Consider the following 23,591-nt stretch of genomic DNA (forward strand, 5'->3'; position numbering starts at 1 on the left):
CAAAGGTTTTTCTTTTCTTGTTATTGGCAAAAATATATGTAGATTACATTGCCGTTATCACTTTGTGTTAGCGGCTCTTTTTTCATCGTATAAAATTAAAGAATATGCTTGATTTTTTTAATACAATTAAGTACAACTATGTTTTATAGGTATTTTGTATAATAGTTGACACGATGACAGATTATGAAACGAAAGTGAGTGATCCTTGTGGATCTGACGCAAATTCAAAATCCTAGTTTTTTGAAGGATATGTCTATAAGTGAATTAGAGGCGTTAAGCGAAGATATTCGAAAGTTTTTAATTGAAGAGCTTTCTCAAACTGGTGGACATATTGCTCCAAACCTAGGTGTAGTAGAACTCACAATTGCTTTGCATAAAGTATTTAATAGTCCAAGGGATAAATTCTTATGGGATGTAGGACATCAATCCTATGTACATAAAATTTTAACAGGGCGTGCAAAGGAGTTTGGTACATTACGACAATATAAAGGATTATGCGGTTTTCCAAAGCGTTGCGAAAGTGAGCATGATGTATGGGAAACAGGACATAGTTCTACTTCATTATCTGCCGCAATGGGAATGGCGCTTGCGCGTGATTTAAAGAAAACGAAAGAGTATATTGTTCCAATTATTGGTGATGGTGCGCTAACAGGTGGAATGGCACTGGAAGCGCTAAATCATATTGGACATGAGCAAACAGATATGACGGTTATCTTAAATGATAATGAAATGTCGATTGCCCCGAACGTTGGTGCATTGCATAACGTACTTGGACGTTTACGTACAGCAGGGAAATATCAATGGGTAAAAGATGAATTAGAATACTTACTGAAGAAAATCCCAGCAGTAGGCGGTAAAGTAGCAGCAACAGCAGAAAAAGTAAAAGACAGTTTGAAATATTTACTTGTGTCTGGTGTATTTTTTGAAGAGTTAGGCTTTACATACTTAGGCCCTGTTGATGGTCACGATTATGAAAGTTTATTTGAAAATCTTCAATATGCAAAGAAAACAAAGGGCCCTGTTATTGTCCACGTCATTACGAAAAAAGGAAAAGGCTATAAGCCGGCTGAAAGTGATGTGGTGGGAACTTGGCATGGCACAGGGCCATACAAAATTGAGTCTGGTGATTTCGTGAAACCGAAAGAAGCTGCGCCGGCATGGAGTTCTGTTATTAGTGAGGCGGTTCGCAAGCTAGCGAAGAATGACCCGCGTATTGTTGCTGTGACACCAGCAATGCCGGTTGGATCAAAGCTTGAAAAATTTGCGAAAGAGTTTCCTAATCGCATGTTTGATGTAGGGATTGCTGAGCAGCATGCGGTAACGATGGCAGCTGGTTTAGCGACGCAAGATATGAAGCCGTTTTTAGCGATTTATTCTACGTTTTTACAACGTGCTTATGATCAAGTTGTTCACGATGTGTGTCGTCAAAATTTAAATGTCTTTTTTGGAATTGATCGAGCAGGGTTGGTAGGAGCTGATGGAGAAACGCATCAAGGTATATTTGATATTGCATTTTTACGCCATCTTCCGAATATCGTTCTCATGATGCCAAAAGATGAAAATGAAGGCCAACATATGGTATATACGGCTATTAATTATGAAAATGGACCAATTGCACTTCGTTATCCACGTGGAAATGGGCTTGGTGTACCTATGGATGAGGAGTTTAAAGAAATTCCAATCGGTACATGGGAAACGCTTCGTGAAGGTTCACAAGCAGCCATTTTAACATTTGGTACGACAATTCCGATGGCAATGGAGGCAGCAGAATGCCTCGAGAAGAAAGGTATTTCTGTAAAGGTTGTAAATGCTCGCTTTATTAAGCCTATGGATGAAGCATATTTACATGAGCTGTTAGGAAAGAATATGCCAATTTTAACAATTGAAGAGGCGTGTTTAATGGGGGGATTTGGTTCTGGCGTGTTAGAATTTGCTAGTGAGAAAGGGTACCATAATGCATTAATTGAGTGTATGGGTATTCCTGATCATTTCATTGAACATGGCAGTGTATCTAAACTTCTTGAAGAAATTGGCTTAACAACAGATGCAGTTGTTGAACGCATTTGTACAATGATTCCATTAAAACAAAAAAGGGCGTAACAAATGAGCGGAAAAAAAGAAAGAGTAGATGTACTATTAGTAGAACGAGGACTTGTAGAAACAAGAGAAAAAGCAAAGCGAGCTGTTATGGCTGGTCTTGTATATGCTAATGAAATGCGTTTAGATAAGCCTGGTGAAAAAATACCGCAAGATACAGAGCTTACAGTAAAAGGCCAAGTGATGCGGTATGTAAGCCGTGGTGGATACAAACTAGAGAAGGCATTAGAGACGTTTCAAATAGATTTGCAAGACAAAATTATGTTAGATATTGGTTCTTCAACTGGTGGATTTACCGATTGTGCTTTGCAAAACGGAGCGAAGTTATCATATGCGTTAGATGTAGGTTATAATCAGCTTGCGTGGAAAATGCGTCAGGACGAGCGCGTTGTGGTAATGGAACGGACGAATTTCCGTTATGTAACACCTGCTGATCTGCAGCAAGGGTTACCGCAATTTGCCAGTATTGATGTATCATTTATATCTTTAAAATTAATTTTACCTGTACTGAAAACAATGTTAACTCCTGGTGGTGACGTTGCAGCCCTCATTAAGCCGCAATTTGAAGCTGGGCGAGAGCAAGTGGGGAAAAAGGGAATTGTTCGCGACCGTAAAGTGCATGAAGCGGTTATAGAAATGATTGTCGATTTTGCATTAAATGAGGGTTACGATGTTCAAAATTTAACGTTCTCCCCAATTACAGGCGGAGATGGGAATATTGAATTTTTAATTCATTTAAAATGGCATGGTGAGCGTGCACAAGGGGAAAATCATTCTCCTATTCGAGTAGAGGAAGTTGTAACAGAAGCTCACGAAGCCCTGAAGCAAAAAGGAAAAGAGGAATAACAATCGTTGTTCCTTTTTTTATCATATAGAAAGTTAGCGTTGTAAATACAATTGTAAAAACAATTGTGTACAAGTAACCGGTTATACGTTAACATAAATAAGAGAAGTATACCAACGTTAAACTAAGGTAAGAGATAGTGCGAGGTGCAAAGACATGAATAAAGGGCAGCGCCATATTAAGATCCGAGAAATTATTGCGAGTAAAGAAATTGAAACACAAGATGAACTAGTAGATATTTTGCGTAATGAAGGTTTTAATGTAACGCAAGCGACAGTATCACGAGACATTAAGGAATTACATTTAGTAAAGGTACCACTTCATGACGGAAGGTATAAATATAGTTTACCAGCCGATCAACGATTTAACCCACTTCAAAAATTAAAGCGTAATCTTATCGATTCGTTTGTTAAATTAGACTCAGCTGGTCATATGCTTGTGTTAAAGACATTGCCAGGTAACGCAAATGCTCTTGGTGCACTTATTGATCATTTAGAATGGGATGAAATTATTGGCACAATTTGCGGTGATGATACGTGTTTAATTATTTGCCGTACATCTGAAGATACAGGAGTTGTATCGAATCGTTTTTTAAATATGCTGTAACAAAAAGAATCTTGTTTACTTTATTGCTCAGAAGAGTGAAAAGTAAGCAAGATATTTTTGTTATGAAGAAATATAAAGTGAAACTTCCATCAATGGGGAAGGCTTATTGCCTGTTAATGTGGGATAAAAATCCAAAATTGCATGTGAAAATACACATCTCCATATCAAAATATCATTATTGTTACATTGACCGTAAAAACAAATGTTTGGTACAATGAAGCAGGTTACATGACATATTCTTCATTAAGAAGAGAATCAACAGAAGAATGTATGTGAGAATAGTTTAAGCCTCCAGTGCGGAGTGTGAATTAGATAACGAGGTGAATGAGGCATTGTTATCAGAATTATCGATTAGAAACTTTGCTATTATTGAATCATTGAATATTTCTTTTCAAAAAGGGCTGACTGTTTTAAGCGGTGAAACGGGTGCAGGGAAATCCATTATTATTGATGCGATTAGTCTTCTTGTTGGAGGACGCGGTTCTGCGGAATTTGTTCGCTATGGGACAGAGAAAGCTGAAATTGAAGGGTTATTTTATATTGAGGATGAAAATCATCCTTGCGTTATGAAAGCAGAAGAACTTGATATTGAAATTGAAGATGGCATGATGATTTTAAAACGAGATATTTCTGTGAATGGGAAAAGTGTATGCCGCGTAAACGGAAAGTTGGTTACATTAAGTCTATTAAAGGAAATTGGGAAAACGCTTGTTGATATTCATGGGCAACATGAAACGCAAGATTTAATGAATGAAGACCGTCATTTATTTATGCTTGATCATTTTGATGGGGACCATATCTTAGTTCAGTTAGAAAAGTATCAAAATGTTTATAGAGAATACGAGCAATTAAAAAAACAATTGCTCTCTTTAACAGAGAACGAGCAACAAATGGCGCATCGTTTAGATTTGATTCAATTTCAACATGAAGAGATTCGGAATGCAGACTTGAAAATAGATGAAGAACAAAACTTATTAGAAGAACGATTGAAGATTTCAAACTTCGAAAAGATTTATAAGGCGCTGGGTGATTCGTATCGTTCTTTAACTGAAGACCGTTCTGGTTTAGATCATGTTCGAAATGCAATGAATCAAATGGAGAGCATTACGGATTTAGATATTGCATATCAAGAAAACTATGATGCAATTGCAAATAGTTATTATTTATTGGAAGAGGTCGCTTATCAGCTGCGTGAAAAGTTAGATATGATGGAGTATGATCCTAATCGTTTAGATGAAATTGAAACGCGTTTAAATGAAATTCGTATGTTAAAACGTAAATATGGAAATACTGTAGAAGAGATTTTAGCGTATGCGGATGAAATTGAACAAGAAATATTTACCATTGAAAATAAAGATGTACACATTGAAACGACAAGAAAGAAATTAAAAGAAATAGAACAGCTTATATTAAAAGAAGCAAAATCCTTAAGTGATATGCGCCACAATCTTGCGAACCGATTAACAACGGCAATTCATCAAGAGTTAAAAGAGCTGTACATGGAAAAGACAAAATTCGAAGTAATGATAAAGAAAAAAGAAGGGACAATTGACGATCCTCTTGTCGAAGGAGCTCCTGTAAAAATGAACCAAGATGGATATGACTGTGTGGAATTTTATATTTCTACAAATCCAGGAGAACCGCTAAAGCCGCTTTCTAAAGTAGCTTCAGGGGGAGAATTATCCCGTATTATATTAGCGTTAAAGAGTATTTTCTCTAAACATCAAGGTGTTGCTTCTGTCATTTTTGATGAGGTAGACACTGGGGTAAGTGGGCGTGTTGCACAGGCAATTGCTGAAAAGATTTATCGTGTTTCTGTCAATTCACAAGTGCTATGTATTACGCATTTACCGCAAGTTGCGTCTATGGCAGATTCTCATTTGTTTATTCGTAAACAAATTGTCAATGAGCGAACAGTTACATCTGTTACTGTACTGAATCAGGAAGAAAAAGTAACAGAAATTGCTCGCATGATCTCTGGTGTGGAAATTACTGATTTAACAACAGAGCATGCAAGAGAGCTGCTCTCGCAAGCGCATCGTTTTAAACAAGCAGCAGAGGCTATCCAATAATGGATAGCTTTTTTGGTAACAACAATGATTTCTTAATTCTTCCGGTTATAAAGAAAGGGTAGCAAGGAGAGATTAAAAAGTGAAGCCGCATGGCTGAATGTGGGTTAGGAGCGAGGAGAGTGAAAGGATTGAAATTAGAGCAATTTCGAAAAATCATAGGAATCTGTCTCCTTGTTTCGCTTGTCTTTATTGGGTGTTATAAACCGCTCCGTGAGTTTATTTCACTTCCAAAGCAACTTGTTATGTTTCAAAATCAAGATTCACAAGTATCTTCTTTACCTGTATTTCAAACAAAATCAACAGATGAAACGATTTTTACAATTGCTTCTCAACATGCTGGCGAAAAAACAATTGCAGTAAATCCTCATCAAAGCGGAGAAGCTGATATGGTTTATGAGCTTGCGGGATTGCCGGTGAAAAAAGTAAATGTAAAAGTACTAAAAGATTTTAGGGTGGTTCCAGGCGGGCAATCAATAGGAGTAAAGTTAAATGCAAAAGGGGTACTAGTTGTAGGGCATCATTTAATCCAAACAGAAAAAGGAAAAGTATCCCCGGGTGAACTTGCAGGTGTACAAGTAGGAGATATGATTACTGAAATAAATGGTAAGACTATTGAAAGAATGAGTGACATTGCACCATTTATTCATGATAGCGGGAAAACAGGAGAATCGCTTAATCTTGTTTTATTGCGAGATGGAAAATATATTCGAACAAAATTAACGCCTCAAAAAGATGGGGGAGAACAGTCGTATCGAATTGGATTGTATATTCGTGACTCAGCTGCAGGCATTGGAACGATGACATTTATTCATCCAGAGTCAATGAAGTACGGTGCACTTGGTCATGTTATTTCTGACAATGATACGAAGAAACCAATTCAAGTTGAAGATGGGCAAATTGTCCGTTCGACGGTAACATCCATTGAACGTGGTAGTAATGGTGATCCGGGGGAAAAATTAGCAAGATTTTCACCAGATCATGAAATTATTGGTAATATCACAACAAATAGTCCATTTGGTATTTTTGGTAAATTAAATACAGGAATGAAAAATGGAATTATGGATGAGGCAATTCCGATTGCCCTTTCGTATCAAGTAAAAGAAGGACCTGCAAAAATTTTGACAGTTATTGATCAAGATAAAGTGGAAGCGTTCGATATAGAAATCGTAAGTACAGTTCCGCAAAAATTCCCTGCGACAAAAGGAATGGTTGTTAAGATTACAGATAAACGTCTATTAGAAAAAACAGGTGGAATTGTACAAGGAATGAGTGGTAGTCCTATTATACAAGATGGGAAATTAGTTGGTGCTGTAACACACGTATTTGTCAATGATCCAACATCTGGATATGGTGTTCATATTGAGTGGATGCTACATGAAGCGGGTATTAATATTTATACCGATCAGAAAAAAGCAAGCTGAATAAGTTCAGCTTGTTTTTTTTTTTTTTTGATCTATTCCGCTATTCGCGGACAGTAAGAGCTTGATTGGTTCAACTAACTTTTCGTGAAAAAAAGCATTCATGAAAGGAATTTTCACTTTATAAAGTCGTTGAAAATTTACAAAAGTTTCGCAATGGTTGTTTTTTGTTGTAAAATAAAAGTAAAGTATGTATATTCGGTTGTAATCATATGATGGAATATGTAAAAGAAAACTAAGAAATGAACGATAAAGATGTTTTTTTTGTGATTTTTTCGGAATTTAAGAAAGTTTTAAAGGGGATTTTCACATAATTGTCGAACAATTCATGTAGTCTAGAAGCTAATACTTTATGTCGGGAGAAATCATTAGTAGGGAGGAAAAGTTGTGGAGAAAATTAAAGTGTGTCTCGTGGATGATAATAAAGAACTTGTATCTATGTTAGAGAGTTATGTTGCCGCTCAAGATGATATGGAAGTGATTGGTGTAGCTTACAATGGTCAAGAGTGCTTAAATTTATTAAAAGAGAGACAACCGGATGTGCTCGTTCTTGATATTATTATGCCACATTTAGATGGACTTGCAGTGCTAGAAAAAATGCGTCATATTGACCGTTTCAAACAGCCGAATGTTATTATGCTAACAGCGTTTGGACAAGAGGATGTGACAAAAAAGGCTGTTGATTTAGGTGCATCATATTTTATTCTGAAACCATTTGATATGGAAAACTTAACTAGTCATATTCGTCAAGTGAGCGGAAAATCAAGCGCTACAATTAAACGTCCACTGCCAGCTTTTCGTTCTGCCACAACGTCTGATGGGAAACCAAAAAATTTAGATGCGAGCATTACGAGTATTATTCATGAAATTGGTGTACCAGCTCATATTAAAGGGTATATGTATTTGCGAGAAGCAATTTCTATGGTATATAACGATATTGAATTGCTTGGTTCAATTACCAAAGTACTATATCCAGATATCGCAAAGAAATATAATACAACAGCAAGTCGTGTAGAACGTGCAATTCGTCATGCGATTGAAGTTGCATGGAGCCGAGGTAATATTGAATCCATTTCTTCTTTATTTGGTTATACGGTATCTATGTCAAAAGCGAAGCCTACAAATAGTGAGTTCATCGCGATGGTGGCAGATAAGTTGAGATTGGAACATAAAGCTTCGTAAAGATTGATATTGTAAGTTTTTTAATGCTTGGCGGTAATGTAAAGTTATCAACAAACTTCTTTTTGTACTAATAAATAACGTTAATTTTAATAAGAGCCGTCTTTTATTGGTTTGTGAAAATACAAATTAATGGAAGGTGGTTTTTATTTTTGGCGAATTTAACATTATCGCCTGGAAAATCCTGAAAATTAAATATATAGTCGGAAACCTTTTGTTTAATAAATGAATCCCAAGTTATGTCTAAAAAGATTGGTCGCTACAATAGATGAATGCGAAAGATGAGCATAAGTTGCTTGTTAACGAATAAGTCATTCATATATAAAGTGAACTTTCTATCAATAGGGATATTTGTTATTTCAGTGGTGGTATCGGAGGTTTTCTTTTGAGTAGATGGAATACTTAAGTGTTCCATGTCATTTTGGTAATAAAAGAGAGATAAGATGTGTTAGTGGATTGGAACCTTATAAGAAAAGTCCTGTACACAACAGGACTGTCTATTCTTTATCTTGATTTTGTTTTTCTAATTCAACAAGTTTTTGGATTAAAATATGCTGAGGCATATGCATAAGTTGTTCAAGTGGAACACCGAGAGCTTTAGATAACTTAATAGCTGTTTCTGGTGAAAGTTGTAATGGTTTCATAAAAGTACCTCCTTTTTGTATAGTATAACATAAAGTGGAGCATCCATCGGTGGGAGACTTGCTGATGGCAGCAACTCGTAAGGTTAGTAACTTGTAATGATTTCTTGCTAGCCGATAGAGCAGATAAGATTTGAGGTGATAAGATGACGCTTATTTTTGGGCATCGCGGGGCTGCGGGAACATATCCGGAAAATACAATGGTTTCTTTTCAAGCGGCGGAGCAGTTCGGAGCCGATGGAATTGAATTGGATGTTCAGTTCACAAAAGATAGCAAAATTGTTGTCATTCATGATGAAACAGTAAATCGAACGACGAATGGAAAAGGAGCAGTCCGGAGTTATTTATATAAAGATTTGCGTGCATTGGATGCCAGTTATACATTTTATAATAAGGTTGGTGTGTGCCGCATTCCTTTATTAGAAGAGGTGTTAGAATGGCTAGGAAAAAACAATCTTTTTCTTAATATTGAATTAAAGAATAATAAGGTGCCGTATCGAGGTTTAGAAGAAGAGGTGATTACACTTATTCGGAAATATCGTATGGAGGAGCGAATTATTCTATCTTCTTTTAATCATCATAGTATGAAAAAGTGTCATATGATGGCTCCTGATATTGAAACAGCGATTTTATATAAAGAAGGGTTGCATAGCCCTTGGGCTTATGCGAAAAAGATGGGCGCCAGTGCCATTCATCCGAACTATCGTTATATTTCGGATGGGATTATAGAATTAACAATGATAAATGGTGTAGCGGTGCGTCCATATACGATTAATGATGAAGAAGTGATGAGAAAGTTTTTGGAGATGAATGTGACCGCTATTATTACAGACTTTCCAGGACTTGCAAAAAGGCTATTGCAAGATGAAAAATGAGACCTTTCTTCAGAGAAGGTCTCATTTTTGTGTGAACGTTTGATATTGTGGAGTGTTTCAAGTTGAAGAATTCTATCTCGCTATTTGCGAGTAGTAAGAGCCCGCTGATGGAAGTTTCACTTTATCTTCGAAATCGAGCTTGTACTTTATTTCGTTTTCGATCACGATATAAAACGAAGCCGCCAAAAATATAAAAACCAATCGCAAAACAGAGTGCTCCAATTAAAAATTGCAACCATAATGTAGGGATTGGAGAGAAAAGAATGCCGAAAACCGTATCTCTCATCAGTTTAATGCCTACTACAGCTAGTAAAATAGGGATAACTGCTAAAAGAAGAGCGAGGTAACGTTGCATGCAGAAAACTCCTTTTCAGACAATTTAGTATATACAAAATGATGTTATAATTTGTATTCATTTGTCAAGGGGTTTTGTAAGAAGTAAGATAGAGGTGTGAAAAATTTTGCAGACTTGCTGCGGAAGGAGTGATGATATATGAGACAAAGAGCATTAATTATTGGAGCAGGTGCTGGAGGCAGTGCGATTCTAAGTCTGTTGCAAAAATCGAATATATTTGAAGTGGTTGCAATTGTGGATATTAATGAAAACGCAAAAGGTATACAAGTTGCAAAGGGGCTTTATATTTCTACAGGGAGTGACTGGGAAGCCTTTATACGAGAGGATATTGATGTCATTTTTGATATGACAGGTGATTACAGTGTGTATGAAAAGGTTTTGGTGAAGAAAAAAGAAGATGTACTGCTTGTCCCGGGAGATGTTGCGAATATTGTTGTTAAGCTTGCACATGAAAAAGAAATGTTGATTGGGCAATTAAAAGAACAAACGCAGCAGCGTGATCTGATTTTAAATTCAACGCATGACGGTATGATTGTTGTTAATAAAGATGGGAATGTACTATTATTCAATAAAAGTGCGGAAAGAATGATAGGGTATAAAAGTGAAGATGTTGTTAATAAATACATATTAGAAGTAATTCCAACAAGTAAGTTGCTTCGTATTATTCGTACGAAGCAACTTGAGATTAATCAAGAATTAACATTACACAATGGAAAGAAAATTATTTCAACGCGCATTCCGATATTAAATGAAGTTGGAGAAGTGCAAGGGGCGTTTGCAGTTTTCAAAGATATTACCGAAATTGTAAATTTAGCTGAAGAAGTAACGGATTTAAAAGAAATTCAAATGTTGCTAGAAGCGATTATCCATTCTTCTGAAGAAGCGATTTCCGTTGTTGATGAACAAGGGAGAGGGCTTGTTATTAATCCAGCCTATACAAAATTAACGGGCCTTTCTGAAGAAGATATTATTGGTAAACCAGCGACAACGGATATTGTAGAAGGGGAAAGTATGCATATGAAGGTGCTTCGGACGCGCAGAGCGGTACGTGGTATTCATATGAAGATTGGTCAAAAAAAGAGAGATGTTATTGTAAACGTAGCTCCGGTTATTGTTGATGGGATTTTAAAGGGAAGTGTTGGTGTCATTCGTGATGTATCCGAAATTCAAAAGTTAACAAATGAACTAAATAGGGCCAGACAAATTATTCGTACGTTGGAGGCAAAATATTCATTCGATGATATTGTTGGAACGTCTGAAGGGATTGTAGCAGCAATTGAACAAGCGAAACTAGGAGCGAATACACCAGCGACAGTACTCCTGCGCGGAGAGTCAGGAACTGGAAAGGAATTATTTGCACACGCCATTCATAATGGCAGCAATCGGAAGTACAATAAGTTTGTTCGGGTAAATTGCGCGGCAATTTCCGAATCGTTATTAGAAAGTGAACTATTTGGTTACGAAGAAGGGGCATTCTCCGGTGCGCGCCGCGGAGGGAAGCGAGGTTTTTTTGAGGAAGCAAATAATGGAAGTATTTTCTTAGATGAAATAGGCGAATTGTCTGCGAATACACAGGCAAAATTACTCCGTGTTTTGCAAGAGAAAGAAATCGTGAGGGTTGGAGGTACAAAGCCGATTCCTATTAATGTTCGAGTCATTGCCGCAACGCATGTGAATCTAGAAAAAGCAATTTTAGATGGTAATTTTCGGGAAGATTTATATTATCGCTTAAATAAAATTCCGATCTATATTCCATCACTCGGCCAGCGCAAAGAGGATATTGCTGAAATTGCTGATCGGTTGATTCAAAAAATTAATCAAGATTATGGGCGTAATGTTGAAGGATTAACGGAATCGGCCGTACAGTATTTGCAGTCGTATGATTGGCCTGGAAATGTTCGTGAGCTTGAAAATATTTTAGGACGAGCAATTATTTTTATGAATTATAATGAAATGTATATTGATGTACATCATTTACCTCCGTTACATCAAGAGGATCAATCTGAACTGAAAGGGAGTAATTTACTTCCTGAATTAGAAGAAAAGCCTCTTGAGGATTTAGTAGCTGAATTTGAAGGGAATATTATACATGAGTATTTATCTAGATTTGATGGGAATAAAACAAAAACAGCTCAGGCATTAGGGGTTTCCGTTCGGAATTTGTATTACAAGCTAGAAAAATACGAACGTGCAAAAAATGGCATGCAATAAATTTCATACCGTGCAATAAATTGCACGGTGAATATAATGCGACGAAATTAGACAGAATTTTTTATTTAGTTACAAAATGTTGATTTTTCTACGTTTTGAAGGCGTTTTCAAAAATATTTAAAAGGAATTTAAAAGTTGGCACGATATTTGCTTTAATATATAAGCGAGGGACGACGAGGAAGGGTTGATTACAAAATATGAAGTTACAAACTTTAATTGATCAGGCAGCAGAGCAGCCGAAAAAAACAGTTGCTGTTGCAGTAGCTGAAGATCATGAAGTAATTGAAGCGGTTGCAAAGGCTGTTCAATTACAGTTAGCTCAATTTCGTCTATATGGAAATCAAGAAAAAATTATGAATATGTTACAGGAACATGGATTACAGCCTTCAGAACATATTGAAGTGATTTCCGCTACATCGAATGCAGAAGCTGCTGAATTAGCAGTAAAAGCTGTAAGAGGCGGAGAAGCGGATGTACTTATGAAGGGCAACATTCCAACAGCTAACATTTTGAAAGCGGTATTGAATAAAGAGTGGGGTCTTCGTAAAGGCAGTGTGTTATCACACGTTGCAGCTTTTGAAGTACCAAATTACGATCGCTTTATCATCATAACAGATGCAGCGATGAATATCGCTCCAGATGTGCAGCAAAAAGCGGCGATTGCACAAAATGCAGTTGAAGTTGCCCGGGCAATAGGAGTAGAGGTACCGAAAGTAGCTCCAATTGCTGCTGTAGAAGTTGTAAATCCAGCAATGCAAGCAACAATTGATGCAGCGATGTTAACGCAAATGAATCGTCGAGGACAAATTAAAAATTGTATCATTGATGGACCACTTGCTTTAGATATTGCTGTTTCACAAATTGCAGCAGAGCATAAAGGAATTCAAAGTGATGTAGCTGGTAAAGCAGATATTTTACTCGTCCCAACAATTGAAGCTGGAAATGTATTATATAAATCGCTTGTATACTTTGCAAATGCAAAAGTAGGAGCGATTATCGCCGGAGCAAAAGCACCGATTGTGTTAACATCTCGCGCAGATTCAGCAGAAACAAAAGTGTATTCATTAGCATTGGCAGTTGCGACTGCTTCTAAATAAACTTTCTTGCAGTACATGTTTTATTTTCATTAATGATTAAGGAAATGAGTCCAGTATAACGGGCTAAAATTGAAAATGGTAAACATATCGAGGGGGAAATTACAATGACATTAGAAATTTTCAAATACTTAGAAACTTACGATTACGAGCAAGTAGTATTCTGTCAAGATAAAGAATCAGGATTAAAAGCAATTATTGCAATTCATGATACAACTCTTGGACCAGCTCTTGGCGGAACAAGAATGTGGACATACGATTCTGAAGAAGCTGCAATTGAAGATGCTCTTCGTCTTGCAAAAGGAATGACATATAAAAACGCAGCAGCTGGTTTAAACTTAGGCGGTGCAAAAACAGTTATTATCGGTGATCCACGTAAAGATAAGAGCGAAGCAATGTTCCGTGCATTAGGTCGTTACATTCAAGGGTTAAATGGCCGCTACATTACAGCAGAAGATGTTGGTACAACTGTAGATGATATGGATATTATTCATGAAGAAACAGATTTCGTAACAGGTATTTCACCTTCATTCGGTTCTTCTGGTAACCCATCTCCAGTAACTGCTTACGGCGTATACGTTGGTATGAAAGCAGCTGCAAAAGAAGCGTTCGGTACAGATAGCTTAGAAGGTAAAGTAATTGCTGTTCAAGGTGTAGGAAATGTAGCTTATCACTTATGTAAACACCTACATGCAGAAGGTGCAAAATTAATTGTTACAGATATTAATAAAGAAGCGGTACAACGTGCTGTAGAAGAATTTGGTGCAACTGCTGTTGAACCAAACGAAATTTACGGTGTAGAATGTGATATCTATGCACCATGTGCATTAGGAGCAACAGTAAATGATGAAACAATTCCACAATTAAAAGCGAAAGTAATTGCTGGTTCTGCAAATAACCAATTAAAAGAAGATCGTCATGGTGATATCGTTCATGAAATGGGTATCGTATATGCACCAGACTATGTAATTAACGCAGGTGGCGTAATTAACGTAGCGGATGAGTTATATGGATACAATAGAGAGCGTGCATTAAAACGCGTAGAAGCAATTTATGACACAATTGCAAAAGTAATCGAAATTTCAAAACGTGATGGCGTGCCAACATATGTAGCGGCAGATCGTCTTGCTGAAGAGCGCATCGCAAGCTTAAAAAATACACGCAGCACATTTTTAAGTAACGGCCATAACATTTTAAGCCGTCGCTAATTAATAGAAAAAGTAAATGTGAAAGCAGTGGCGGCTTCATTTAGAAGTTGCTGCTGTCTTTCTAAATAAATGGTGGAGGGAGCAGCCTTGTCCGTGAATCGAATTCTTGTCATTAATCCTGGTAGTACATCTACGAAGATTGGTGTTTTTGATAACGAAAGACCTGTTTTAGAAGAAACAATTCGTCATGACGAAGAACAGATTGGGAAATATAAGCGTATTATTGATCAATATGAATTTCGTAAGCAAACTATTTTAGAGGTGCTTCATTCTCATGGTATTAATATTTCTAAGTTAAATGCTGTATGCGGGCGCGGAGGATTACTTCGTCCGATTGAAGGTGGTACGTATACAGTAAACGAAGCTATGCTAGAAGATTTAAAAAATGGTTATAGTGGTCATCATGCTTCCAATTTGGGAGGTATTTTAGCATATGAAATCGCTTCTGGACTTAACATTCCAGCGTTTATTGTTGATCCAGTAGTTGTAGATGAAATGGATGATATTGCCCGTATTAGCGGAATAGCTGGCATGGAGCGAAGAAGTATTTTTCATGCACTAAACCAAAAAGCAGTAGCTCGTAAAATTGCGAAAGAACTTGATCGTAAATATGAAGATTTAAACTTACTAATTGCACATATGGGCGGCGGTATTTCAGTTGGTGCTCATAAAAAAGGAAAAGTTATTGATGTAAATAACGGTTTAAATGGAGAAGGGCCATTCAGTCCAGAACGTGCAGGAACAGTTCCGGTAGGTCAGCTTGTAGAAATGTGCTTCTCTGGTGACTATTACCGTGACGAAATGATGAAAAAAATCGTTGGACAAGGAGGCTTAGTAAGCTTACTTGGTACAAATGATGCAATTAAAGTAGAAAAGATGGTAGAACAAGGTGATCCAGAAGCAACACTTGTTTATACGGCAATGGCATATCAAATTGCAAAAGAAATCGGCGCGGCAAGTGCAGTTCTTCATGGCAAAGTAGATGCAATTGTTTTAACTGGTGGACTTGCATATAGTAAAATTCTTGTTGATGAAATTAAAGAGCGTGTTCATTGGATTGCTGATGTCATTGTACATCCAGGAGAAGATGAACTACAAGCATTAGCAGAAGGTGCGCTTCGTGTACTTCGTGAAGAAGAAGCTGCAAAAGAGTATGTTGTAAGGGAAAAAGAAACCGTAGCTAGGGGTTGAGAAATATGGCAAAAGAGTACGATTTAGTTATTGTTGGCGGCGGTACAGGCGGATATGTTGCTGCTATTCGTGCATCACAATTAGGACTAAAAACAGCGCTTGTTGAAAAGGAGAACCTAGGTGGTACTTGCTTACACAAAGGTTGTATTCCAAGTAAAGCGTTGCTTCGCAGTGCTGAAGTTTTTGCAACTGCGAAAAAAGGTGAAGAATTCGGTGTTGTAACGAGCAATGTAGAATTAAATTTTGCAAAAGTACAAGAACGTAAAGAAAAAATTGTTAGCCAGCTTCATAAAGGTGTTCAGCATTTAATGAAGCAAGGGAAAATCGATGTGTATGAAGGAATTGGTCGTATTCTTGGCCCATCTATTTTCTCACCGATGCCAGGAACGATTTCTGTTGAATTAGCGAGCGGAGAAGAGAATGAAATGCTTATTCCGAAAAATGTAATCGTTGCAACAGGATCACGTCCAAATTCTTTACCAGGACTTGAACTTGATGGTGAATATGTTATGTCATCTGATCATGCTCTAAAAATGGAAGCGCTTCCTGAATCTGTCATTATTGTTGGCGGCGGTGTAATCGGTATTGAGTGGGCATCTATGCTTGCTGATTTCGGTGTGGAAGTAACTGTACTTGAATATGCAAAACATGTTCTTCCACTTGAAGATCAAGACGTTTCTAAAGAAATGCAACGTTTGCTTAAGAAAAAAGGCATTAAAATTGTAACTGGTGCAAAAGTATTACCAGAAACTTTAGTAAAAGACAATGGTGTTACGATTCAAGCGGAACTTAACGGTGAAAATAAAGAATTTAAAGCTGAAAAAATGCTTGTATCTGTTGGAAGACAAGCAAACACACAAAATATCGGCTTAGAAAATACAGATATCGTTGTTGAAAAAGGTTATATTCAAACGAATGAATATTATCAAACGAAAGAATCGCACATTTATGCGATTGGCGATGTAATTGGCGGCTTGCAACTTGCGCACGTTGCTTCTCATGAAGGAATTGTAGCAGTTGAACATATTGCTGGAAAAGAGCCGATGCCAATTGATTACTCTATGGTATCTAAGTGTGTATATAGTAGCCCAGAGGTTGCTTCTGTCGGTTTAACAGAGCAAGAAGCAAAAGAAAAAGGCTACAAATTAAAAGTAGGTAAATTTTCATTCCGTGCAATCGGAAAAGCGCTTGTGTACGGAGAGTCTGATGGTTTTGTAAAACTTGTTGTTGATGAAGAAACAAATGATATTCTTGGTGTTCACATGATTGGACCACACGTAACTGATATGATCTCAGAAGCAGGTCTTGCAAGAGTATTAGATGCAACGCCTTGGGAAGTTGCACATACAATTCATCCGCATCCATCATTATCAGAAGCAATTGGCGAAGCTGCATTAGCAGTTGATGGAAAAGCGTTACACGGGTAAAAGCGAACCAGTGGGAATGGATAGTGTATCGTTCTTGCTTTATAATAGAGCGTGGTAAAAAGGATTTAGGAGGGTGTTAAAATGGCTGAAGTAAAAGCAAAGCGCCATGAAGAGCTTGGCTTAAGCGATGAGCAAGTATTAGAAATGTATCGCACGATGTTACTCGCACGTAAAATTGACGAGCGTATGTGGTTATTAAACCGTGCAGGGAAAATTCCTTTTGTAATTTCTTGTCAAGGGCAAGAAGCTGCACAAGTAGGCGCAGCATTTGCACTTGATCGCGAAAAGGACTACGCATTACCATATTACCGTGATATGGGTGTCGTGTTAGCATTTGGTATGACGGCAAAAGAGCTTATGCTATCTGGATTTGCAAAAGCAGAAGATCCAAACTCTGGCGGACGTCAAATGCCTGGACACTTTGGACAAAAGAAAAATCGCATCGTAACAGGTTCTTCACCAGTTACAACGCAAGTGCCGCACGCAGTAGGTATTGCATTAGCAGGACAGATGGAAGGAAAAGATTTAGTAACGTTTGTTACATTTGGAGAAGGTTCTTCTAACCAAGGTGACTTCCATGAAGGTGCAAACTTTGCAGGAGTACACAAATTACCAGTTATTTTCATGTGTGAGAATAACAAATATGCAATCTCTATCCCAGTTGAAAAACAATTAGCTTGTAAAAATGTATCTGATCGTGCAATCGGTTATGGTATGCCAGGATACACAGTAGACGGAAATGACCCGCTTGAAGTATATAAAGCTGTAAAAGAAGCGGCAGATCGTGGCCGCCGTGGTGAAGGTCCAACATTAATTGAAACAGTATCTTATCGTTTAACAGCACACTCTAGTGATGATGATGATCGTGTGTATCGTGATAGAGAAGAAGTAGAAGAAGCAAAGAAAAAAGATCCAATCTATACATTTGCAAACTACTTAAAAGAAGTAGGCATTTTAACAGAGGAATCTGAAAAACAAATGTTAGATGACGTGATGCATATCGTAAACGAAGCAACAGAATATGCAGAAAATGCTCCGTATGCGGATCCAGAATCTGCATTAAAGCACGTATACGCGGAATAAGGGGGAACGTTTCATGGCTGTAATGTCTTATATTGACGCGATTACATTAGCGATGCGCGAGGAAATGGAACGCGATGAGAAAGTATTTGTATTAGGAGAAGACGTTGGTAAAAAAGGTGGCGTATTTAAAGCGACAACTGGATTATATGATCAATTTGGTGAAATGCGCGCGCTTGATACACCACTTGCAGAATCGGCAATTGCTGGGGTAGCAATCGGTGCAGCGATGTATGGAATGCGCCCAATTGCAGAAATGCAATTTGCTGACTTCATTATGCCAGCGGTAAACCAAATTGTTTCCGAAGCAGCAAAAATTCGTTACCGTTCTAACAATGACTGGACTTGTCCAATCACGATCCGCGCACCATTTGGCGGCGGTGTTCACGGTGCATTGTATCATTCTCAATCTGTAGAAGCACTTTTTGCAAATCAACCTGGTTTAAAAATTGTTATTCCTTCTACACCGTATGATGCAAAAGGTTTATTAAAAGCAGCAATTCGTGATGAAGATCCAGTATTATTCTTTGAACATAAACGTGCATACCGCTTAATTAAAGGTGAAGTGCCGGAAGATGATTATGTATTACCAATCGGAAAAGCAGACGTAAAACGTGAGGGTGACGATATTACTGTTATCACATACGGATTATGTGTTCATTTTGCTCTTCAAGCTGCTGAAAAATTAGCACAAGATGGCATTTCTGCTCACATTCTTGATTTACGTACTGTATATCCGTTAGATAAGGAAGCAATTATTGAAGCAGCTTCAAAAACAGGTAAAGTTCTTCTTGTAACGGAAGATAATAAAGAAGGAAGCATTATGAGTGAAGTAGCAGCAATTATCGCAGAAAATTGCTTATTCGACCTTGATGCACCAATTGCTCGTCTTGCAGGTCCAGACGTTCCAGCAATGCCATATGCACCAACAATGGAAAAATTCTTTATGGTAAATCCAGATAAAGTTGAAAAAGCAATGCGCGAACTTGCGGAATTTTAATCGGGGGGACTATACATGGCTGTAGAAAAAATTACGATGCCTCAGCTTGGGGAGAGTGTAACGGAAGGTACAATTAGTAAATGGCTTGTTTCTGTTGGTGATCATGTAAATAAATATGATCCGCTTGCAGAAGTAATGACAGATAAAGTAAACGCAGAAGTACCATCTTCTTTCACTGGGGTTGTTACTGAGTTAATCGCTGGCGAAGGTGATACATTAGCTGTCGGTGAAGTGATTTGTATGATTCAAGTTGAAGGTGCGGATGAAGTAGCTGCAACAGCTGTAGAAGAAAAAACAGAAGAGGCGCCAAAAGCAGAGACAGCTGCATCAGCACCAGCAGCGCCAAAAGCGAAGCAACCAACTGATGGTAAGCCGCGCTTTTCACCAGCTGTATTAAAACTTGCAGGTGAACATAATATTGATTTAGATGCAGTAGAAGGTACGGGAACAAATGGCCGTATTACGCGTAAAGATATTTTAAAATTAGTGGAATCTGGAAATATTCCACAAGCAGGTGCAAAGAAAGAAGCAGCAGCTGCACCAATTACACAAGAAGCACCAAAGGCTGCGGCTACACCAGCAGCTCCAAAAACAGAAGCAGCAAAACCAGTATCTGTACCAACAATGCCTGGAGATATTGAAATCCCAGTGACTGGTGTGCGTAAAGCGATTGCTGCAAACATGCTGCGCAGTAAGCATGAAGCACCGCATGCTTGGATGATGATTGAAGTGGATGTAACAGACCTTGTTTCATACCGTAATTCAATTAAAGGCGGATTTAAAAAGCGTGAAGGCTTCAACTTAACATTTTTTGCATTCTTTGTAAAAGCTGTTGCACAAGCGTTAAAAGAATATCCACAAATTAATTCTATGTGGGCTGGCGATAAAATTGTTCAGAAGAAAGATATCAACCTTTCTATCGCAGTTGCAACTGACGATGAACTATTCGTTCCAGTTATTAAGCATGCTGATGAGAAAACAATTAAAGGTATCGCTCGTGAAATTACTGAGCTTGCAACGAAAGTACGTACGAAGTCATTGAAAGCTGACGAAATGCAAGGTGGAACATTTACAATTAATAATACAGGATCATTCGGTTCTGTTCAGTCTATGGGTATTATTAATTATCCACAGGCGGCAATTTTACAAGTGGAATCTATCGTGAAACGTCCAGTAATTATGGATAACGGTATGTTCGGTGCACGTGATATGGTTAACTTATGTCTATCTCTTGACCATCGCGTACTGGATGGATTCATTTGTGGTAAGTTCTTAGGCCGTGTGAAAGAAATTCTTGAAAATACGTCTGCAGATAATACTTCTGTATATTAATAAAAAAGGCTCGCGCTTGCGAGCCTTTTTATATGCTATGATTTGCTGTAAAAGGAATTTTTTTCTTCTATCCAATTTCTTTCTTTCAATGTTAATCTTACAATGAACGTTTATGTATTATAAATTTTCTACAATACATTGCCAATATCTCATATATAGAGCTAAAATAAATAACGGTTGTTTTTTTATTTGTTTGGCTCTACAGAATAAAAGCATTCCTATTTTGATAGATAAAGAGTACAAGCATGAAAGTTTCATTTTATGTGTGACGTTGATTCAGGAGGATATCATGAAGGCTATTGCAGAATTTCAGAAAAGTTTGGATAAGAAATTGCTTTTCATCTTAGGTATTTTATGTGTAACAAGTTTAGTTGCTATATACAGTAGTCAACAAACAGGACAGTATGGAACAACAAATTTCGCGTTGCAACAAGGAATTAATTATATAATAGGAACTGTATTACTATTACTTGTTGCAAGTATGGATACGGATCAAATTCAAAAGTTAGCTTGGCCTTTTTACATTGTTGGGTTTGCTTCTATTGTAATACTTCGTATATTACCAGTATCAAAATTTACACCGGAAATTTTAGGTGCAAAAAGATGGTTTAGATTCCCAATTTTAGGGTCGATACAACCTTCTGAATTTTTTAAGATTGCCTTAGTTGTTTTAGTTGCAAGTTTAGCAGTAAAGCATAATGAAAAATATATGGTAAGAACATTTAAAACTGACTTATTGCTTGTAGGGAAAATTGTATTAGTAGCAATTCCGCCATCGCTTTTTGTGTATCAGCAACCTGATACGGGGATGGTTTTCTTATATGGTTCAGCAATTGTTTGTATTATTTTTATGTCAGGTATTCAGAGGAAGCTGCTTGCACTATTGACAGTTGTTCCAAGTGTAATAATGGGTACATTAATATATATTTACTTTGAATATCCAAGTATTCTTTTTAATAAGTTAATTCCTTTGCTAAAACCACATCAACAGTCACGAATCTTAGGTTGGTTGGCACCTTTTGACTATACAGATCAAGGATATCAAACACAACAATCAATTTTAGCAGTTGGTAGTGGTGGTATGGAAGGGAAAGGAATTGGGCATGGAAGTGTCTATATTCCAGAAAAACATACAGACTTTATTTTTGCTACTATTGCTGAAGATGGAGGATTTATTTTTGCAGCTTTCATTGTATTTATATTTCTTCTTCTTATTTATCGAATAACCATAGTGGGATTTGCAGCAGATAACCTATTTGGTACATTAGTATGTGCGGGAGCAATTGGTATTTTAGCACTGCAGATTTTTCAAAACATTGGAATGATTGTTGGGTTAATGCCAGTAAAAGGAATATCTCTTCCGTTTTTATCATATGGAGGAAGCTCCTTGTTCTCTAATATGATGCTAGTGGGACTCATATTAGCAGTAAGAAAGACATACAAAAAGTATATGTTTTCTGTTAGCTAAAGAATATATAGATTAAAAAACTGATCCGTTTGTATGCGGATCAGTTTTTTTACATAGGTATCCTCAATAAACATAAACTAAAGAGAATGTAGTAGGTTATTCAGTTTTCGTAATAATGTTTACTTGAGGAGTGCGATTTATGCATATACATATTTTTGAAGGGACACGTCACCTTTCAAATGGAGAGTGGATGTTGCGTGCCATATTGGCATATATGTTTTTGATTATTGTTGCAAAGGCAATGGGACAGCGCTCTATTGCTCAGCTTCGTTTTTTAGATCTTGTGCTAGTGCTATTATTAGGCGGAAATATATCGAACGCATTATCTGATGAAAGAGTAGGCCTTCTCGGTTCTCTGATTACAACATTTGTTCTCGTAGTACTTCATATAGTAAGTTCTATTTTGACATTAAAGGTGGATTGGTGGAGACGCTTTTTAGAACCTGCTCCTATTATTCTTATACATAATGGTTCCGTTCAATTTAATAATTTAAAGAAAGCACGGATTACAGTAGAATATTTGTTTTCTGAGCTGAGATTGCAGGGGATTACGGATATTCAAACGGTAAAGTTAGCTTTATGGGAAGCGAGTGGAGTCGTTTCAGTATTTCAATATGCAGCACATGAAACAATTTCTCGAAAAGATATGAAAATATACGTAGAACAATCACCTATTACATTTATCTTGGTAAAGAATGGGAGTATCCAAAAAGATGTTCTTGCTTTAATAGAAAAAACAGAAGAGTGGGTAAAAGACGAGTTAAAGCAAAGAGGACCTATTCAATCGATTGAATTAGCGACGGTAGATGAAAAGGGACAAATAAATATTTTGCTTAAAAAGTAAAAAAATTACGCATTTTTCCATTTTATACATATGATACAATGGTGTGGACAAGGAAATAAAAAAGAAAGGTTTGTTGGAATGGGATATGTGGAGGAGTTACGGAAAATAGTTGGTCATCGCCCTTTAATTTTAGTCGGTTCAGTTGTTCTCGTATTGAATAAAGACGGGGAAGTATTATTACAACAAAGACAAGAACCGTATGGGAAATGGGGACTTCTTGGGGGATTAATGGAGCTGGGGGAATCACCAGAAGAAACTGCATACCGTGAGGTGTATGAAGAAGCTGGCATTCGTGTGAAGAATTTGCAGCTCATTAATGTGTTTTCAGGTGCAAAACATTTTGTGAAACTAGCAAATGGTGACGAATTCCAAGCAGTAACGACTGCATATTATACGCATGATTATGAAGGAGAACCTATTGCAAACAAAAAAGAAGCAATACAATTAAAGTTTTTTCCGGTTACAGAATTACCAGAGTATATTGTAGGATCGCATAAAAGAATGATTGAAGTATATGTAGAAATGATACAAAATAAGTAAAAATGTAATATAATGGAGAGAGAAATGTGAAAACACAGTTCCGGTTGGTAGTCCGGACGCATAATTTCTATGTCAGTAACCTTCCCCTCCGGGATGTCCAGCATTTCTG

At 37.2% G+C, this 23,591-nt stretch carries 20 protein-coding genes; 18 read left to right on the forward strand and 2 right to left on the reverse strand.

What is annotated here, in order from left to right; translation table 11 throughout:
- Positions 1 to 207 precede the first annotated feature (207 nt).
- The 6 genes from dxs to spo0A all read left to right on the forward strand — a co-directional run bounded on the left by dxs (position 208) and on the right by spo0A (position 8,219).
- Positions 208 to 2,100 carry a 1-deoxy-D-xylulose-5-phosphate synthase gene (gene dxs, locus AB1279_RS06765; protein WP_429758231.1) on the forward strand — a complete coding sequence of 631 codons (1,893 nt, stop codon included), beginning with the start codon at positions 208 to 210 and terminating at the stop codon, positions 2,098 to 2,100.
- 3 nt (positions 2,101 to 2,103) lie between these two features.
- Positions 2,104 to 2,943 carry a TlyA family RNA methyltransferase gene (locus AB1279_RS06770; protein WP_429753926.1) on the forward strand — a complete coding sequence of 280 codons (840 nt, stop codon included), beginning with the start codon at positions 2,104 to 2,106 and terminating at the stop codon, positions 2,941 to 2,943.
- A 154-nt stretch (positions 2,944 to 3,097) separates the two neighbouring features.
- Positions 3,098 to 3,547 carry an arginine repressor ArgR gene (gene argR, locus AB1279_RS06775; RefSeq protein WP_429753927.1) on the forward strand — a complete coding sequence of 150 codons (450 nt, stop codon included), beginning with the start codon at positions 3,098 to 3,100 and terminating at the stop codon, positions 3,545 to 3,547.
- A 332-nt stretch (positions 3,548 to 3,879) separates the two neighbouring features.
- Positions 3,880 to 5,619, forward strand: coding sequence for a DNA repair protein RecN (gene recN, locus AB1279_RS06780; protein ID WP_429758232.1), 1,740 nt, complete (start codon positions 3,880 to 3,882; stop codon positions 5,617 to 5,619).
- A gap of 119 nt (positions 5,620 to 5,738) precedes the next feature.
- On the forward strand, positions 5,739 to 7,040 hold the full coding sequence (gene spoIVB, locus AB1279_RS06785) for a SpoIVB peptidase (RefSeq protein ID WP_429758233.1): 1,302 nt from the start codon (positions 5,739 to 5,741) through the stop codon (positions 7,038 to 7,040).
- A gap of 384 nt (positions 7,041 to 7,424) precedes the next feature.
- Complete coding sequence (spo0A, locus tag AB1279_RS06790) at positions 7,425 to 8,219, forward strand: sporulation transcription factor Spo0A (RefSeq protein ID WP_429758234.1); 795 nt, start codon at positions 7,425 to 7,427, stop codon at positions 8,217 to 8,219.
- Between the two features lie 494 nt (positions 8,220 to 8,713).
- Here spo0A and AB1279_RS06795 read toward each other — a convergent pair whose 3' ends face one another.
- Positions 8,714 to 8,860, reverse strand: coding sequence for a YycC family protein (locus AB1279_RS06795; RefSeq protein WP_429711776.1), 147 nt, complete (start codon positions 8,858 to 8,860; stop codon positions 8,714 to 8,716).
- Between the two features lie 143 nt (positions 8,861 to 9,003).
- Between AB1279_RS06795 and AB1279_RS06800 the strand changes: the two genes are divergently transcribed.
- Positions 9,004 to 9,732 carry a glycerophosphodiester phosphodiesterase gene (locus tag AB1279_RS06800; RefSeq protein WP_429758235.1) on the forward strand — a complete coding sequence of 243 codons (729 nt, stop codon included), beginning with the start codon at positions 9,004 to 9,006 and terminating at the stop codon, positions 9,730 to 9,732.
- A 121-nt stretch (positions 9,733 to 9,853) separates the two neighbouring features.
- Here AB1279_RS06800 and AB1279_RS06805 read toward each other — a convergent pair whose 3' ends face one another.
- Positions 9,854 to 10,087, reverse strand: coding sequence for a DUF2627 domain-containing protein (locus AB1279_RS06805; protein WP_429753932.1), 234 nt, complete (start codon positions 10,085 to 10,087; stop codon positions 9,854 to 9,856).
- Positions 10,088 to 10,225: 138 nt separating this feature from the next.
- Here AB1279_RS06805 and AB1279_RS06810 point away from each other — a divergent pair, with 138 nt between their 5' ends.
- The 11 genes from AB1279_RS06810 (at position 10,226) to AB1279_RS06860 (ending at position 23,482) form a co-directional block, all read left to right on the forward strand.
- Positions 10,226 to 12,298: a sigma 54-interacting transcriptional regulator gene (locus AB1279_RS06810; RefSeq protein WP_429758236.1), complete on the forward strand. Its 2,073-nt coding sequence runs from the start codon at positions 10,226 to 10,228 to the stop codon at positions 12,296 to 12,298.
- Positions 12,299 to 12,495: 197 nt separating this feature from the next.
- Positions 12,496 to 13,395: a phosphate butyryltransferase gene (gene yqiS, locus AB1279_RS06815; protein ID WP_429758237.1), complete on the forward strand. Its 900-nt coding sequence runs from the start codon at positions 12,496 to 12,498 to the stop codon at positions 13,393 to 13,395.
- A gap of 104 nt (positions 13,396 to 13,499) precedes the next feature.
- Complete coding sequence (locus AB1279_RS06820; RefSeq protein WP_377880645.1) at positions 13,500 to 14,600, forward strand: leucine dehydrogenase; 1,101 nt, start codon at positions 13,500 to 13,502, stop codon at positions 14,598 to 14,600.
- An 87-nt stretch (positions 14,601 to 14,687) separates the two neighbouring features.
- The gene (buk, locus tag AB1279_RS06825) at positions 14,688 to 15,791 is read left to right on the forward strand and encodes a butyrate kinase (protein WP_429753935.1); all 1,104 of its coding nucleotides are present in this window, start codon (positions 14,688 to 14,690) and stop codon (positions 15,789 to 15,791) included.
- Between the two features lie 5 nt (positions 15,792 to 15,796).
- Positions 15,797 to 17,218, forward strand: coding sequence for a dihydrolipoyl dehydrogenase (gene lpdA, locus AB1279_RS06830; protein ID WP_429758238.1), 1,422 nt, complete (start codon positions 15,797 to 15,799; stop codon positions 17,216 to 17,218).
- A gap of 81 nt (positions 17,219 to 17,299) precedes the next feature.
- Positions 17,300 to 18,301, forward strand: a complete 1,002-nt coding sequence (gene bfmBAA, locus AB1279_RS06835) for a 3-methyl-2-oxobutanoate dehydrogenase subunit alpha (RefSeq protein WP_098310600.1) — start codon at positions 17,300 to 17,302, stop codon at positions 18,299 to 18,301.
- 13 nt (positions 18,302 to 18,314) lie between these two features.
- Positions 18,315 to 19,298 (forward strand): 3-methyl-2-oxobutanoate dehydrogenase subunit beta, encoded by a 984-nt coding sequence (gene bfmBAB / locus AB1279_RS06840; RefSeq protein ID WP_098310601.1) that lies wholly within the window; start codon positions 18,315 to 18,317, stop codon positions 19,296 to 19,298.
- Positions 19,299 to 19,313: 15 nt separating this feature from the next.
- Positions 19,314 to 20,630, forward strand: a complete 1,317-nt coding sequence (locus AB1279_RS06845; protein ID WP_429758239.1) for a dihydrolipoamide acetyltransferase family protein — start codon at positions 19,314 to 19,316, stop codon at positions 20,628 to 20,630.
- Between the two features lie 289 nt (positions 20,631 to 20,919).
- Positions 20,920 to 22,098, forward strand: coding sequence for an FtsW/RodA/SpoVE family cell cycle protein (locus AB1279_RS06850; RefSeq protein WP_429758240.1), 1,179 nt, complete (start codon positions 20,920 to 20,922; stop codon positions 22,096 to 22,098).
- Positions 22,099 to 22,237: 139 nt separating this feature from the next.
- Positions 22,238 to 22,942, forward strand: a complete 705-nt coding sequence (locus AB1279_RS06855) for a DUF421 domain-containing protein (protein ID WP_429758241.1) — start codon at positions 22,238 to 22,240, stop codon at positions 22,940 to 22,942.
- Positions 22,943 to 23,020: 78 nt separating this feature from the next.
- Positions 23,021 to 23,482 carry an NUDIX hydrolase gene (locus AB1279_RS06860; RefSeq protein ID WP_429753940.1) on the forward strand — a complete coding sequence of 154 codons (462 nt, stop codon included), beginning with the start codon at positions 23,021 to 23,023 and terminating at the stop codon, positions 23,480 to 23,482.
- The last annotated feature ends 109 nt before the right edge of the window (positions 23,483 to 23,591 follow it).

Origin of the sequence: Bacillus sp. S14(2024) (assembly GCF_050473785.1) — a bacterium.
Classification (GTDB): Bacteria; Bacillota; Bacilli; order Bacillales; family Bacillaceae_G; genus Bacillus_A; species Bacillus_A yunxiaonensis.